Genomic DNA, 13466 nt, shown 5'->3' on the forward strand with positions numbered 1-13466 from the left:
AGAGATGATTTTTAAGCTTATCAATTTCTTCAGGGGAGTAAGGGAGATTAATTTTGTGGAGAAGAGATTTAATTTGATTAGGGGAATAGGAATTGAAGACGAGATTAAGGAGAAATTCGTTGAATTTAGGATCAGCTTTTTTCCATTTATCAGGTAAGATAGAGGGGCGAAAGAGACACTCTCTATCTCGGGGGATGTTTAGATTAAGTAGACCGAAAAGGCAAGCTAATTCTCTTTCGTAAAAACCATTAGCTTTGTTTTTAGGATTTTGTTCTTTTTGTTGTTTAAGAAATAGTTCTCTTTGTTTAAGCATAAGGAGATTGAGAAGTTGTTCAGCGACGAAGGTTAAAGCCTCATAAGAAGTAGAATTTTGAGCTTCTCTGATAAGTTTTTCAAATTCAGCATTTAAATCAATCTCTTTTACTTCCATTTCCTTTAACCTCCTTACTTTCTTATTTCTCTATACTATCATAAATTAGACACAATTTAAATAATACTTCCAAGGAAGTAGTAAAACAAACTTTGGAAATTATAATGATTGCGGAAAGAGAAATGTTTTTAAAAGAAAATGGAGGAATAAAGAACGGATTCTATACAAGAAATTTCGATACACTCTTGGGGAAACTTGAAGATCTTAAAATCCCAAAAGATAGAGAAGGAAACTTTAAAACTAAGTTAATTGAACCTTACAAAAGAAGGGATACCAGTCTTGACGAAATGTTCCTCAGGAGGTACTCTTAATGACTTACACAAAATTATTGACACAACCTCAGCTCTCGAGCATTATGAAAAATCTTTGGTTAATTAAAAAAGTGTGTTATTATACTTAGGATGAAAGTTAAAGAACGAATTGAGAAAATTGTAGATTTTCTTGTAAAAACTCTTGAACCTGAGAGAATTATTCTTTTTGGCTCAAGGGCAGGAAATTTAGAAAAACCTTTTTCAGACATAGATCTGGCTATAGAAGGAGGAAGAGAAGTTAGTTTTAGAGAATTTAGAAAAATTAAAGAAAATCTGGATCAACTTGCAGGAATTTATAGTGTGGATATAATATTTCTAAAAAAAGTCAATCCGGATTTTAAAAGTATAGTTTTACAAACAGGAAGAGTAATTTATGAAAAAGGTAGAAGTCCTTCTGGCAATTGAAAAGTTTGAAAAGGCTTTAGAAAAATTAAAAGAAGGAGTAAAAATTGCAAAAACTGAGATAGAAAAAGACGGAGTAATTCAAAGATTTGAGTTTACTTTTGAACTTTTTTGGAAAACCCTAAAAATCATTCTTCAGTATAAAGGGATTGAGACAAGATCTCCGAGAAGTGCAATAAAAGAAGCTTTCAGAGCAGGGCTGATAGATGATGATGAAATTTTTCTTGACATGCTTGAAGACAGAAACTTAACTTCTCACATCTACGACGAAGTCACTGCTGAAGAAATTTTTAAACGCATAAAGAAAATCTATACCCCGGGGTTAGAAAAAACTTTAAAGATGCTTAAAGAAAGAGTGTAAACACCTACAAATACCACCAGGGGAGAGCTAAAATTTTGCTGTGAAGCCATTTTATCTCTTCTCCAGCATGAATTACCACACTTCTTAAAGTTTCAGGAAACTTTTCAAGAAACTTTAAAAGATTTTTAACATCTCTTAAAGAAGGAGAGTTTGTAAGTTTTGCCTCAAAAGCAACAATTTTAGTTCCTTTTTCTACTACAAAGTCCACTTCTAACCCAGTTGTATCCCTATAAAAATAAAGTTCTGCTTTTGGAAGTGAAATTGCACAATTTACTTTTAAATGTAGAAAGACAAGATTTTCAAAAAAGGCTCCTTTTTCTCTGGCTTTTTGGAGCATTTTTTCTTCACTATAACCGGTTAAATATACTGCTAAAGCCGGATCAATAAAAAAAACTTTTGGAGTTTTAATTATCCTTTTTGCCTTTGCAGGAAAATAAGGAAAGATTCTTCTTATTATACTGGTTATTTCAAGCAAATTTAAATACCGATAAACCGTGGGTTGGCTTATACCTGTGTCTCTGGCAATTTCTGTCTGATTTATCTGATTTGCACATCTAAAAGCAAGAGAGCTCATTACCTTGCGAAAATCTATTAGAGATTCTATCCGCGCAAAATCTCTTAAATCTCTTTCAAGATAAGTTTTAACATAGCTTTTCCACCATAAAATAGCACTTTGAAGACTTTCCACATAAAGAAGTGGTGGCATGAATCCTTTTATTAAGTAATATTCTATTGGTTTTGGAATAAATAGTGGTTGTTTCAGCTGGTTTAGTTCAAGATTTTCTTCAAAAAGAGTTTTGAAATTCAAAAAGTTTGTAAAATTTTCTATAATTTCCCCTATAGTCAAAGGATACATTTCCAGATAAATAGCTCTTCCTGCTAAGGATTCAGTGATGTTTTTCATAAGAAGAAGATCAGATGAGCCTGAAAGAATAAATTTTTTCTTTCGGCGTGTCCTGTCAACGGTAAGTTTTACTGCTGAAAAGATTTCTGGCACTTTTTGAGCTTCGTCAATTATTACTTTATCAACATCTTTCCAGAGAGAGATATGATCTATTTTAGCTTGCTCAAGAACTGAAAAATCATCCATAGAAAGATATTTAAACTCTGGGAATTCTTCCTGGAGGAAAGTGCTTTTACCTACCTGCCTTGCACCACTTAATACTACAACAGGAAAATCTTTTAAAACCTGAGCTATAACTTCCTTGAGAACTCTCTTTTTGTATTTCCATTCAGAATCTGAATAATTTTCATTCATAACTTGAATGATATTTCAAAAAAGCAAATTGTCAAGTGTTAATCTTACAAATTTACTTTTTTCTATTTCACGCTATTCCTATTTCCTGCGGAAGAAGTTTAGAAGCAGTAAGATGTAGTTGGATTGGAAGTATTATTTAAATTGGTCTGATTTATGATAGTATAGAGAAATAAGAGAGTAAGGAGGAGGTTAAAGAAATGGAAGTAAAAGATATTGATTTAAATGCTGAATTTGAAAAACTTATCAAAGAAGCTCAAAATTCTACTTCTTATGAGGCTTTAACGGGACTGTCCATCCATTTGTGTAAATTTTATTATAGCCTATCTTCAAATAAAATCACTATCTGGCTGTAGATATGTGGCCAATCCTTAATCTTGGTCCATTTACGTTCCAGCTCCATAGCTGCTATATATCTTCTGCTGTTGCTTTCCTAAATTTGCTATTTACACTCTCAAGTAAGGCTCTGTTATTCTCTGGGGTTCACGCATTTTAAATACAAACCCTATCTTTTTCTCTATTACATCCCCAAACCAAACAAGAGGTGACATAAATTCTCCAAACTTCTCTCTAAAAATTTGATAAAGCCATGTTAACATAAGCTCTAAAGGGCAGTTAGAAGTCTTTAAAGCTTTCCTAAAATACTCACAGCTTACAAAGAAAAATTTTGGCAAAATTTTATGCACAAATTCGTAATAATTAGAAAATTTCTCTAATTCTTTTAGCTGTTTGATAAATAACAAAATTTTTTGTCTCTCTATCATAATTATTAAATTCCCTTATCCGGCTTTATAAGCTTATATTTAACCTAAATTTTTATAGCAATACTAACCCTGTCTCTAAAAGTTGTTTTATTCCTTTACAAAAATTTTTTATTGTTAGTTTTTTAATTTTTATAGAATTATAGTTCACATGTAACCAGCTTTGTGTGTATTCACAAAAAACATGGGGAGGACCTTCTTCTGGAGTATTTTTCTCCAAAAGAAAAAACGAGGCTTAAAATTTACTCTGTTAGAAAGAGGAAAGATTTAAGTTCTCTTGCATAATTTTTCAAAATTTATTTTTCATTGATTTTCTTTTTTGATGTGTTATTTTCCTGTAAAAGGAGGTAATTTTTATGAGAAGACCTACTCCTAAAAAAGTTGAAAAAGTTAGAACAAATGTTTATCTTGCACGAGCTTTTAAGGAAAAGGCTCAGAAAGTTTTAAAAGAATATAGACCTAATAAAACTACCCGTCAGGCTATGGAAGAAGTGATAGCTGGTAAAAATGTAGAAGAAATTACTCTTGAGGATCTTGTTAGTGAAGCTTCGGTTAAAAAGACATAATCAAGATGTTCAAACAGACAGCAGAACAGTTGAAGTGACTTCAAGACTTGAAATATTAAATCAAAAGATACTATGAAGGAGGAAATGATGGTACGAAAATATGTTAGCCTGTTTCTACTCTACGCTCTTATAGCAATGACGATCAGCGGGATCGTTCTCTACGTCATGCCCCATGGAAGGGTTGCCTACTGGACTGGCTGGAGATTTCTGGGACTGGACAAGGATCAGTGGGATAGTCTTCACACGATCTTTGGGTTCCTAATGATCTTCTTTGGTATCTGGCACGTCATCCTAAACTGGAAGAACATCGTTAATTATCTGAAAGGAAGAGCTGGAATCATCACCTCAAAGGAATTTTTTATAACAACCATTGTTGCTCTTACTATTACTATCGGAATTATCGCCAACGTTTCTCCTTTTAAAACGGTTATGGACATCGGAGAGAGGATAAAGAATAGCTGGCCCAAACCAGAAACTATGCCACCAGCACCCCATGCAGAGCTATTTTCTCTTAAGAAAGTTGCCCAGATAATTGGATTGTCTCCCCAAAAAGCAATTGGTGTTCTTGAGTCAAAAGGAATAAAGGTTGAATCTCCAGATGAGATCCTTAAAGATATTGCAGCAAAGAACAACACTACCCCAGCAAGGATCTACGAAATTCTTTCAGGAATATCAAAGAAATATTAGTTATACTAAAAAGTATAACCCGTGAAATTTTTTAAGATACTCCTTTTCAATCTCTTTTTCAATAAACTCTTTTCAAAAAATCTCTTCAAGATTTTATCCGTCAAACCCAGCATCTGCTAAAGAAAATCCTTTATTGTTATCTCCTCAATCTTTATTCCCATGTAATTCCGATATATCTCGTCTTCTGTCCATTCGCAGAGCACTGCTTTAGGACTATCTTAAAAAATCTCAACATGTTTCTCCAAAACAAAATACTTTGGTTTAAAGCCCTCGTCCTCAGGATGAAAAATAAAAGCTATAAAGTAAGGCTCTGTTATTCTCTGAGGCTCCCGCATTTCAAACACAAATTCCCTGTGGTGCCTATCCTTACTACTAAAGGATTTGTAGCTAAGAACGAATAAATTCCACACAACCAAAGCCTGCACTATTTTTGGCTCCAAGCCCGGTTAAAAGAGCCATTTTAAACATCTCTTCAGGCAAACTTAATTCAAAAACTCCATCCCAGCCTTTTATAATGGTATCTTTGTAAATTACCACCCGTTCCCTGGGAGGGGTTAATTTGATAAGTTTTATTTCTCCTCCATTTATTTCTTTTCCAAACCACACTTTTACTTTGTTTTTTAAATTACTTAGCAACTTTTTTGAAAATTCCTCTTCTTTTGGATGATAATAATAGGTTTTCTTTTTTCCATCTTGAGTATTAAAAGTAGTATAAACAGTAATTGGAGAGAGTGTTCTTACCCGAATTGTTTTTTTATACAGAGGTAAAGAAAGAATTTCTGCAGAAATAAGCACAATTTTTTGATTCTGTATGTAAAGATGGGGATGAGTTAATAAGTTTTCTACAAAAGATTGAATGAAATTTTTATCTATGGAGGCAACTATAAAATTCACAGGGGATTTAAATATAATAAAGTTTTTCTGAACAATGGGTTTGGTTTCCGGAATAAGTCTGGAAAAAGTAAAAAATTTAAAATTTTTCCCGGTTTCTGGATCTACAAATCCCTGATTATGGAGTTTTTCAGCAAGAGAAGGCGATAAATGTTTATAAATAAACCCCTGAATAATTTCGTTATAGTGGATAGGGAGGCGAAGTTCCTTTTCTTCTGTAGCGAACTTAATCTTTAAACGCATAGGCTTTATTTTTACAAAAAATTTACAAAAAATTAAAATCAGTTTGCTCAGAAAAGTCAAATCCAAGTTCGTAAGTATACGGATACCGACAGATCCAATAAGTTTTTGACTTCCCTCCTTTTTTAACTTCTTTTTGATAAAAATACCCCAATCCTTTTTTCAAGTCTTCCAGGAGATAGTACAAGGGAATTTTTACCAAATTTTCTACTTTAAAACCTCCTTCATCTTCTTTTTCATAAATACACTCTGGGAGAACATCAATGTGCTGAATTTTTTCATCTCTAACCTTAAAAATTCGTCCTTCCTCTCCGTCAAATGTTATGTCTTTCCAATTATACCCAAAAATTGTGCATTCCCTAAAAAAGGATAATAAATTAGTTGGAATATCCAGCAAGTAATCTGTATAAACTTTATCACAAAATTCTTTAACTTCTTGATAACCTAATGGTTTTTGATAATCTTTTACGACTGACTTTGTTTTTTCAAATAAAGTTTGGTCGTAAGGTAAATGCTTTTCTGGAAGATAAATTTTTAACACATGCTCAATTTCATTTTTCCACTCTTTACCTTTGCGATTTAGCCTACCAGCCCTTTGTCCAAGGGCATCTGGGGGAGCAAGTTCTGAATACATAACATCACAAGAAATATCCAAGGAAATTTCAATAACCTGCGTAGCAATTAAAACAAACGGTTTCTCTTTAAGTTTTCTATAGATTTCTTCCTCTTTTTTAATCCTGTCCTTATATGTAAATTGAGAATGATAAAGCACAAGTTTAGGATCATTTTCAAAATTTTGAAGTTTTTCTTTTAAATTCAGGTACATTTTCTTAGCACTTTCAACAGTGTTTAAAATAATAAATTGAGTTAGCCCTTTTTGGCAATTTTGCACGATTTCCTTTATAACATCATTTTGAAATATAGATTTTTCATAAAAATCAAGCCTAAAAGGCTTAAAATTAAGCCCTTCTTTGTCAACAATATACTTATAACGATTCCCTAATTTTTTTAGCATAAAATCTGGCAAAGTTCCGGACATTAACAAGTGAGGGATGTCCATTTTAGTTAAAGTGTTAAATAAAGTTAATAAGTGTTCCAAGGTTAACTTTTCGTAGTAGTGCACTTCGTCAAAAATAATAACAGCATTCTGTAGATTTCCGAGAGCAAAATCAGCCTGACTAAATCCTTTGACAAATGAATATACTAAATGATCAACTGTAGTAATAGTGATCGGTTTAAAAAATACATTTCCTTTAAATACTTCACTTCTTATCTCTTCTACACTTTTTTCTTCCTCAAATTCTTCTTGTGATTCTCTTTTTTCTTCTTTTAACTTAACAAAACTTCTTCCGTGATAAAGACTAACATTTTTCTCCCCAAAAATTTCTTTAAGTCTATCATACATAGCATTACTCGTAGTTTGAGTAGGCATTGCAAAAACAATTTTATTTCTCTTATGTTTTTTAAGTACATTTAAAGCCCATAATAAAGCAGCTTCAGTTTTCCCCCTACCACATGGAGCAAAAAGTGTCATAAATTTGGAAGGCTCTAACATTTCTTTTTGAAATTGATAAAATTTTTTACCTCTTAAAATTGTTTTGATAGGATCATCAATTTTTAAAACTGGCACATATTCTTCAGGATTCTCAAGAACGCTATCAAAGATTCTTTGTTCTCCTTCGTAATTTTCTACGAACTTTGAAAAATGAGCACTCGCATAATCGTCACATATTTGAAGTATAGCAAAGAAATAGGAAAAAATGGATTTTATTCTTTCCCAATTTTTGTAACTATTCACAGTATCATTAATTTCAAAAACAAACGAATTTCTCATTCTTCTTGCTTTAGTTGTACGAAATTCAGGGATCTCGGCAATTGCAAATCCTTCAAATTTGAAAAAGTTTTTAAATCCAAGTTCTTGATAAGTATTTATTGATTTTTCTGCAAACTCATAAATCTCATTTTTTAAAAAAGTAGGTGATTTAATTTGATTTGAGTCTTCGTACAATCCATCGTAAAGTTGTGTATGATGTCCAAGAATTGCTGCAAGCTCTATAGGGATGTCAAGGATTGTATCGTTAAAAGAATTACGAAGTAGAAAAAATCCATAATAAGCATGAGGATAGTGCTGAGATTGTTTATTTTGCCTTATGTTTTCCTGAAATTCTTTAGTTAGTTTTCCAATATCGTGAAGATAAACTGTTAAAAAGAGATTTTTTAAAAATTTTTCTAAATTAAGATTCCATCTTTCACAAAATTGAAAAATTGTCTCGTAGTCCCGCTGAATATAAGTTTTAAGTATTTTTAAAGCGTCCTTAGTATGCCCTTCCAGAGTTTGAAAATATTTCTCTCCATTTTTAATCTGAAGTTTGGCTATGGGTTTCATTTAACATTTTAAAGTTTTATATTACTACGATGTTTTCATCATAAAATTTTATAACATTAAATTTTCCTTTTATCTCATTTCTTACAGGCACAGAAACAGTTTTATACTCCACACTAAATAACCTGCCGCTTTTTACAAACTTATAAGGCACTTTTTCTATAATACAGCCTTCGTAAATTCCAGGGACTACACTCCATACTTCGTCCGTCTCTACTTTTTTAACCTCTACAGGTTCAAATACTTTTATATCCACTAAATCATCCGAACTTCCAAGATATAAAGGTCTCTTAGGATTTAAAAAGGCTGAATACACTCTTTTAATTTTCTTTTCCTCCCCAACTAAAAAAATCTCATATCTCGGTTCTACCAAAAATTCTTTAAACATAGGTGAAGAAGGAAATATCCTCTGATATTTTTCCCCACTTCCTTTCAATTTTAAAACTTTTGCCATCTCTCTACACTTTTCAAATCCTAAAGGTTTAATTCCGATTTTAAACCATTCCTGAATCCTTAAGTCGTCTCTCGCCAGTCCAAGAGCATTTGAAATTAATCCTCTTATAGTTGTGTATGGAGGAATAACATAACTTAAAATAAGAGAAGTAGAGGTAGGTTTTCTAAATGTAGTAAAATACAATCCCTCAATTCTAAATTTAACTCCAAGCATTTTTAACTACCTAAATTTTGCTCCTTAAGAAAATTTATAACCTCGCCCATAGCCTCATTTGTGGTTTTAATCTCAATTCCAAGCTCTTTAAATTTTTCTACAACTTCTTTTTCATTTTTGATAATGCCTGGTAAAATTCCAGCAATTAATTTTGAGCTATACTCTTTTACATCCTTGATTACTGCAGAAAGCCTATCCACATCTAAAACACCTTCATTTACACTAAAAGCTTTCTGAAGTCTATGAGAGTATATATTCTGGAAAGAAATTAAAAGCAAATCTGGAGTAAAGTCAGTAAGAAGCCTTGCCTGCTTTGAATAGTCTGAAATATATCTAATAGCTTCAAGAACTTTACAAATACGATTCTTTCTTTTTTCGTCGTTCAAATAATACTCAATTTTTACCGTACGAGTTTTATCATCCACTACTTCTTCACCTCCAACTCTTACCACATCTATAACCATTCCGCATTTATAAAGGTTTACCCCGATTTCAACATTTACTATATCTCCGCTCATCTCCCCTTCTGTTAATCTATGTCTTCTCGTAAGAAAATCTAATACTGCATTATCTTCAAAAGGTAACAACCCTACCGCTGGAGAAACTTTAACAGGAGAGACTCTGGTTACAGCCCCTTTACCTTTTATAGTAGTCATAAATCCAAACAAGTCACATCCAATACAATTTTTAATACTTCCACAGGTTTCTCCTTTATCATTAGGAACGCACATATATTCATCAGAATTTAAATTTCTTCTGATTGCTTCTTTTAAGTAATATCTCATTGCCTGTCCAGAGACATAAGGATATTCTACGCCTTCTTTTTTATATTTTTTTATATCTATAAGATTTGCTTCTCCTTCACCAGCATTTAAATTTGTAAGATCTGTTTGAGAAAGCCAAACGATGTTAATGCACTTCATTTTTATCCCCTCCTTTTGGCATTTTCTCAATTGCATAATACATAGCAGAATAAACCACAAGCAAATCTCTTACTTCTTTCCAGCCATCTTTTTCCTTTTCTGTAATTTCTTTTACAAGTTGAATTACTTCATCCAGAGCTTTTGGCTTAATCGTTCTTAAAATTTCCTTGTCCAGTCCAGGAATTCTCCTTGCCACCTCTCTTAAAACATTCCAAAATTCATTTATAGTTCGCACTTTATCCAGTTTATACAGTAAAGAAGCATTATTTTGTGATACCTTAGCAATAATATTCCCCACACTTTTTATAACCTCAAGATTTTCTTTGGAAACGCCCATTTTTTGCCACCTCCACCTAAATATAAGTTTTTCTAAACCTTTTCTTGTCTCTGAAGGAAAGGGAATGTATCCTCCTTTTCTCGGTAACAAACATTTGGTAAAACTTCTAAAATTGTCAATTAAAAAAGTCTTTGCCAAAGCCTCTTGAATCTCTCTGGTTATTTCCCAGTCTATTCCATTTTTGTTTTGCGAAAAAAAGTAGATTTTTTTTATTAAATCAGAATAAATTTTTCCTATTTCTTCGTTTTCTTTCAATTCTTTAATTACTCCTAAAATTCCTTCATTAATAGTGATGTAATTAAGTTTAACATTTTTTACCGTTCCAAAAGGAATTTGCATTACAGCCCACTTAGTTGCTATTAAATACTCAGTAACATTTTCTATAAATTTTTCATAAAAGCAAAGTAAAGTTGAATATTCTCCTGGAGTATTTTCAACTTCATCAATAGTAGGGTTGACTCTTATATTAGAATATCTTGCAGTTTTATTTAAAATTCCAGAATACGCACAAAATTTTTTAAAACGATTTAACTTTTTCAAACTCTCAAACAAAGGAATGAACACAAAGGACTTTTCTCCTGGAAATGTTCTATAAATCAGGGCTTCGTCAGTCCACTCCAGTACTCCTATAAGGTAACAAAAAGGGCACAAATTGTCATAATATTCTTTTAAACTTAAAACTTTTCCATCTTTATAACTTCTTACTCCGCTTAAACTTGCTATTTTAGTAACAAAAGGATAACTCGCTTGCTGAAGGCTTTTAACCGCTTTATCAAAAGTACGCCCACATAAAATGCATCTGGTTTTTCCAGATTTTAATTCAAAAATTTTTGAAACTACTTCAAAAGCTTTCTCAGGTTTATAAAGGATTTCTTTAAAAACTACTTTACCGTTAGCCTTTTTTTCTTCTTGCAACAACAAGTGATCTTTTTTAACTTCTTTAACCTGCCCAGTTTTACGATCTTTTTCAATAATTATTAAATTTTGCCTTCTTTCCAAAATTTTTTTAGTTAAACTTTTAACAAATTCTTCCTGATTAGTTATAGAAAGTTTTACCGAATCATCTGTTAATTCAACACTGCACGCCTCCAGACTGTTTAATATTCGGAAAAAGTTTTCAAGGGCATTATTCATCCATGGATCATTATATAAAGCAAACTCAAGTTGCATTTTTGTAACATTACTTTTTAATTTTAAAAGTGCTTCTCAAGTTCAATTCTAAAAATTTTTGATTTTCTTGTCAAGTTTTATTTATTATATTATTATTTATAAAATTTAATTATGATTAAAGAGCATTTCACAGGAACTCAGATTGCCTATTACATAGTGTGCAAAAGGAAACTCTGGCTTTTTTCTCATCAAATATGCTTTGAAAAGTATTCTGACTATGTGGAGCTTGGTAAATTAATAAATCAGGAGTCATTTAAAAAGGAAACTTACAGAGAAGTGGAGCTTGGAAATGTAAAAATAGATTTTATAAAAACAAAGGATGGAGTAATTGTTCACGAAATAAAAAAATCAAGGAAATTGGAGCCGGCTCACATCTGGCAGGTTAAGTATTATATCTTTAAGTTGCGAGAGCTTGGAGTAAACTGCTCTTCAGGAGTTATCCACTATCCTAAGCTCTTCAAGAAAATCCAAGTAGATTTTACTTCAGAAGACGAAGAGATAATTAAAAATTTCAGACAGGAGATAAACGAAATCTTAAGTGCCCCTATGCCTCCAGTAATAAACAAACCATATTGTAAAAAGTGTAGCTACTACGAATTCTGCTACAGCTAAACTTTAAAGAGGGGGGTAAATCTTGCGAACTTTTTATATTTTTTCTTCCGGAAAACTTGAAAGAAAAGAGAATACACTCTGTCTTAGAACGTCTGAAGGAAAACGCTTTATTCCCGTAACTCAGGTGGAACAGATTTATCTTTTTGGAGAAACAACTTTTAATACAAAACTTGTGAACTTCCTTTCTCAAAACAATATCTTACTTCACTTTTTCAACTATTACGGATTCTACACAGGAAGTTTTTATCCAAGAGAGTGTAATATTTCAGGCACAGTGATTGTGAAACAGGTTGAGCATTACTTAAATTTTGAAGAGAGACTTTACCTTGCAAAAGAATTTATTTCTTCTGCAATTCACAACATTCATAGAATGCTTGAGAAAAAAGAATATGAAAAGGAGATTGGAGCATTAAAAGAATGTGAAAAAGAAGTAAAGAAAGTGAGATCAATAACTGAGGTTATGCTTGTTGAAGCTAAAGCTCGGCGAATTTATTACTCAACTTTTGAGAAAATAACAAACTGGGAGTTTAAAGAAAGAACTTTTAGGCCACCGGAAAATCCTTTAAATGCTTTAATTTCTTTTGGTAATTCCATGCTTTACACTATTATTTTAAAAGAAATTTATCACACCCAGCTTCACCCAGCAGTAAGTTTTCTTCACGAACCTTTTGAAAGAAGATTTTCTTTAGCCCTTGACATTTCAGAAATCTTTAAACCACTTATAGTGGACAGATTGATTTTTCGCCTGATAAATGAAAAACAGATTAAACCTTCAGATTTTTTAAAAGAAGTGAACTTTGCTTATCTGTCAGAGAAGGGAAGAAAGACATTCATTTATCACTTTGATAAACTGCTTGAATCCACTATTTACCACCGTAAGCTTAAAAGAAAGGTAAAGTATAAAACTTTAATCAAACTCGAGCTTTATAAACTGATAAAACACTTACTTGGAGAAAAACGATATAAGGCATTGAAAGTGTGGTGGTAAGGGAATGAAAGTGATTTTAGTGTATGATATTGAAACAGTGGAGCTGGCAGATCAGAAAAGATTAAATAAAATTCGTAAGATAGCAAGAAAATATCTTTATCAGGTGCAGAAATCCGTATTTGAAGGAGAAGTAACAGTAGCTCAGCTTGCAAGGCTTGAGAGGGCAATTCTTGAAATAATTGATAAGGAAAGGGATAGCGTAATAATTTACGAACTTCCAGATGGAATAAAGTGGGAAAGAAGGATTCTTGCAAGGAAAAAGATTGATTTTGATAGCAATATATTATAATATTATATATTATAATTAATATTAAGTGTTGTTCTTTGACAGGTGAATAAGAGTTGAAAGTTTAGTGAAAGAGTAGAAATCTTTTCCAAGCTACAGGTTTGACGCAAAAATATGGATTGAAATTTTACCAAACTAAGATATAATTTATATTTTGATAACGCTTGCCAGTCTACCTTTGAGGAATTGAAAATTC

17 protein-coding genes are annotated in these 13466 nt (G+C 31.9%); 9 read left to right on the forward strand and 8 right to left on the reverse strand.

What is annotated here, in order from left to right; genetic code table 11:
- A partial coding sequence (locus tag CC87_RS08310; RefSeq protein WP_038058073.1) for a transposase occupies positions 1 to 430 on the reverse strand: 430 nt, incomplete at its 3' end.
- 44 nt (positions 431 to 474) lie between these two features.
- On the opposite strand from CC87_RS08310, the gene CC87_RS08315 reads away from it, so the two are divergent.
- From CC87_RS08315 to CC87_RS08325, 3 genes are all read left to right on the forward strand, one after another.
- Positions 475 to 741 carry a transposase gene (locus CC87_RS08315; protein WP_281170027.1) on the forward strand — a complete coding sequence of 89 codons (267 nt, stop codon included), beginning with the start codon at positions 475 to 477 and terminating at the stop codon, positions 739 to 741.
- 90 nt (positions 742 to 831) lie between these two features.
- Positions 832 to 1146, forward strand: a complete 315-nt coding sequence (locus CC87_RS08320) for a nucleotidyltransferase domain-containing protein (RefSeq protein ID WP_038058075.1) — start codon at positions 832 to 834, stop codon at positions 1144 to 1146.
- A complete protein-coding gene (locus tag CC87_RS08325; protein WP_051920817.1) occupies positions 1115 to 1504 on the forward strand; it encodes a nucleotidyltransferase substrate binding protein in 390 nt (129 codons plus the stop codon). The genes CC87_RS08320 and CC87_RS08325 overlap by 32 nt, the downstream gene beginning before the upstream one ends.
- A gap of 4 nt (positions 1505 to 1508) precedes the next feature.
- On the opposite strand, the gene CC87_RS08330 is transcribed toward CC87_RS08325, so the two are convergent.
- Entirely contained in the window at positions 1509 to 2762 is a 1254-nt protein-coding gene (locus CC87_RS08330; RefSeq protein ID WP_038058076.1) for an ATP-binding protein, read from the reverse strand.
- Positions 2763 to 2959: 197 nt separating this feature from the next.
- Here CC87_RS08330 and CC87_RS09065 point away from each other — a divergent pair, with 197 nt between their 5' ends.
- Complete coding sequence (locus CC87_RS09065) at positions 2960 to 3115, forward strand: hypothetical protein (RefSeq protein ID WP_156955608.1); 156 nt, start codon at positions 2960 to 2962, stop codon at positions 3113 to 3115.
- A 90-nt stretch (positions 3116 to 3205) separates the two neighbouring features.
- Here the strand turns inward: CC87_RS09065 and CC87_RS08335 are convergent, their stop codons facing one another.
- Positions 3206 to 3523 (reverse strand): hypothetical protein, encoded by a 318-nt coding sequence (locus CC87_RS08335; RefSeq protein WP_038058078.1) that lies wholly within the window; start codon positions 3521 to 3523, stop codon positions 3206 to 3208.
- A gap of 353 nt (positions 3524 to 3876) precedes the next feature.
- Between CC87_RS08335 and CC87_RS08340 the strand changes: the two genes are divergently transcribed.
- Both CC87_RS08340 and CC87_RS08345 read left to right on the forward strand, forming a co-directional pair.
- Entirely contained in the window at positions 3877 to 4086 is a 210-nt protein-coding gene (locus CC87_RS08340; RefSeq protein WP_038058079.1) for a hypothetical protein, read from the forward strand.
- A 72-nt stretch (positions 4087 to 4158) separates the two neighbouring features.
- Positions 4159 to 4773 (forward strand): DUF4405 domain-containing protein, encoded by a 615-nt coding sequence (locus CC87_RS08345; RefSeq protein ID WP_211248417.1) that lies wholly within the window; start codon positions 4159 to 4161, stop codon positions 4771 to 4773.
- Between the two features lie 387 nt (positions 4774 to 5160).
- Here the strand turns inward: CC87_RS08345 and cas6 are convergent, their stop codons facing one another.
- Genes cas6 through CC87_RS08370 form a run of 5 tightly spaced genes read right to left on the reverse strand, consistent with a single transcriptional unit; the run spans position 5161 to position 11384 of the window.
- A complete protein-coding gene (cas6, locus tag CC87_RS08350) occupies positions 5161 to 5907 on the reverse strand; it encodes a CRISPR-associated endoribonuclease Cas6 (protein WP_038058117.1) in 747 nt (248 codons plus the stop codon).
- A gap of 22 nt (positions 5908 to 5929) precedes the next feature.
- Positions 5930 to 8290: a CRISPR-associated helicase/endonuclease Cas3 gene (locus CC87_RS08355; RefSeq protein WP_051920821.1), complete on the reverse strand. Its 2361-nt coding sequence runs from the start codon at positions 8288 to 8290 to the stop codon at positions 5930 to 5932.
- Positions 8291 to 8306: 16 nt separating this feature from the next.
- Positions 8307 to 8954 (reverse strand): CRISPR-associated protein Cas5, encoded by a 648-nt coding sequence (gene cas5, locus CC87_RS08360; RefSeq protein ID WP_051920823.1) that lies wholly within the window; start codon positions 8952 to 8954, stop codon positions 8307 to 8309.
- 2 nt (positions 8955 to 8956) lie between these two features.
- Entirely contained in the window at positions 8957 to 9877 is a 921-nt protein-coding gene (gene cas7i / locus CC87_RS08365; RefSeq protein WP_038058080.1) for a type I-B CRISPR-associated protein Cas7/Cst2/DevR, read from the reverse strand.
- Positions 9864 to 11384: a hypothetical protein gene (locus tag CC87_RS08370; RefSeq protein ID WP_051920828.1), complete on the reverse strand. Its 1521-nt coding sequence runs from the start codon at positions 11382 to 11384 to the stop codon at positions 9864 to 9866. The genes cas7i and CC87_RS08370 overlap by 14 nt, the downstream gene beginning before the upstream one ends.
- A 111-nt stretch (positions 11385 to 11495) precedes the next feature.
- On the opposite strand from CC87_RS08370, the gene cas4 reads away from it, so the two are divergent.
- Genes cas4 through cas2 form a run of 3 tightly spaced genes read left to right on the forward strand, consistent with a single transcriptional unit; the run spans position 11496 to position 13273 of the window.
- Complete coding sequence (cas4, locus tag CC87_RS08375; RefSeq protein WP_038058082.1) at positions 11496 to 11996, forward strand: CRISPR-associated protein Cas4; 501 nt, start codon at positions 11496 to 11498, stop codon at positions 11994 to 11996.
- A gap of 19 nt (positions 11997 to 12015) precedes the next feature.
- The gene (cas1b, locus tag CC87_RS08380) at positions 12016 to 12984 is read left to right on the forward strand and encodes a type I-B CRISPR-associated endonuclease Cas1b (RefSeq protein WP_038058083.1); all 969 of its coding nucleotides are present in this window, start codon (positions 12016 to 12018) and stop codon (positions 12982 to 12984) included.
- Positions 12985 to 12988: 4 nt separating this feature from the next.
- Positions 12989 to 13273, forward strand: coding sequence for a CRISPR-associated endonuclease Cas2 (gene cas2, locus CC87_RS08385; RefSeq protein ID WP_038058084.1), 285 nt, complete (start codon positions 12989 to 12991; stop codon positions 13271 to 13273).
- Positions 13274 to 13466: the final 193 nt, after the last annotated feature.

The organism is Thermodesulfobacterium hydrogeniphilum (assembly GCF_000746255.1).
Lineage (GTDB): Bacteria > Desulfobacterota > Thermodesulfobacteria > Thermodesulfobacteriales > Thermodesulfobacteriaceae > Thermodesulfobacterium > Thermodesulfobacterium hydrogeniphilum.

What these genes read in the sequence shown, in the direction of transcription:
- CC87_RS08320 (WP_038058075.1), top strand. Translation starts at nt 832, where the DNA reads ATGAAAGTTAAAGAACGAATTGAGAAAATTGTAGATTTTCTTGTAAAA.
- CC87_RS08325 (WP_051920817.1), top strand. Translation starts at nt 1,115, where the DNA reads ATGAAAAAGGTAGAAGTCCTTCTGGCAATTGAAAAGTTTGAAAAGGCT.
- CC87_RS08330 (WP_038058076.1), bottom strand. Translation starts at nt 2,762, where the DNA reads ATGAATGAAAATTATTCAGATTCTGAATGGAAATACAAAAAGAGAGTT.
- CC87_RS09065 (WP_156955608.1), top strand. Translation starts at nt 2,960, where the DNA reads ATGGAAGTAAAAGATATTGATTTAAATGCTGAATTTGAAAAACTTATC.
- CC87_RS08335 (WP_038058078.1), bottom strand. Translation starts at nt 3,523, where the DNA reads ATGATAGAGAGACAAAAAATTTTGTTATTTATCAAACAGCTAAAAGAA.
- CC87_RS08340 (WP_038058079.1), top strand. Translation starts at nt 3,877, where the DNA reads ATGAGAAGACCTACTCCTAAAAAAGTTGAAAAAGTTAGAACAAATGTT.
- CC87_RS08345 (WP_211248417.1), top strand. Translation starts at nt 4,159, where the DNA reads ATGAAGGAGGAAATGATGGTACGAAAATATGTTAGCCTGTTTCTACTC.
- cas6 (WP_038058117.1), bottom strand. Translation starts at nt 5,907, where the DNA reads ATGCGTTTAAAGATTAAGTTCGCTACAGAAGAAAAGGAACTTCGCCTC.
- CC87_RS08355 (WP_051920821.1), bottom strand. Translation starts at nt 8,290, where the DNA reads ATGAAACCCATAGCCAAACTTCAGATTAAAAATGGAGAGAAATATTTT.
- cas5 (WP_051920823.1), bottom strand. Translation starts at nt 8,954, where the DNA reads ATGCTTGGAGTTAAATTTAGAATTGAGGGATTGTATTTTACTACATTT.
- cas7i (WP_038058080.1), bottom strand. Translation starts at nt 9,877, where the DNA reads ATGAAGTGCATTAACATCGTTTGGCTTTCTCAAACAGATCTTACAAAT.
- CC87_RS08370 (WP_051920828.1), bottom strand. Translation starts at nt 11,384, where the DNA reads ATGCAACTTGAGTTTGCTTTATATAATGATCCATGGATGAATAATGCC.
- cas4 (WP_038058082.1), top strand. Translation starts at nt 11,496, where the DNA reads ATGATTAAAGAGCATTTCACAGGAACTCAGATTGCCTATTACATAGTG.
- cas2 (WP_038058084.1), top strand. Translation starts at nt 12,989, where the DNA reads ATGAAAGTGATTTTAGTGTATGATATTGAAACAGTGGAGCTGGCAGAT.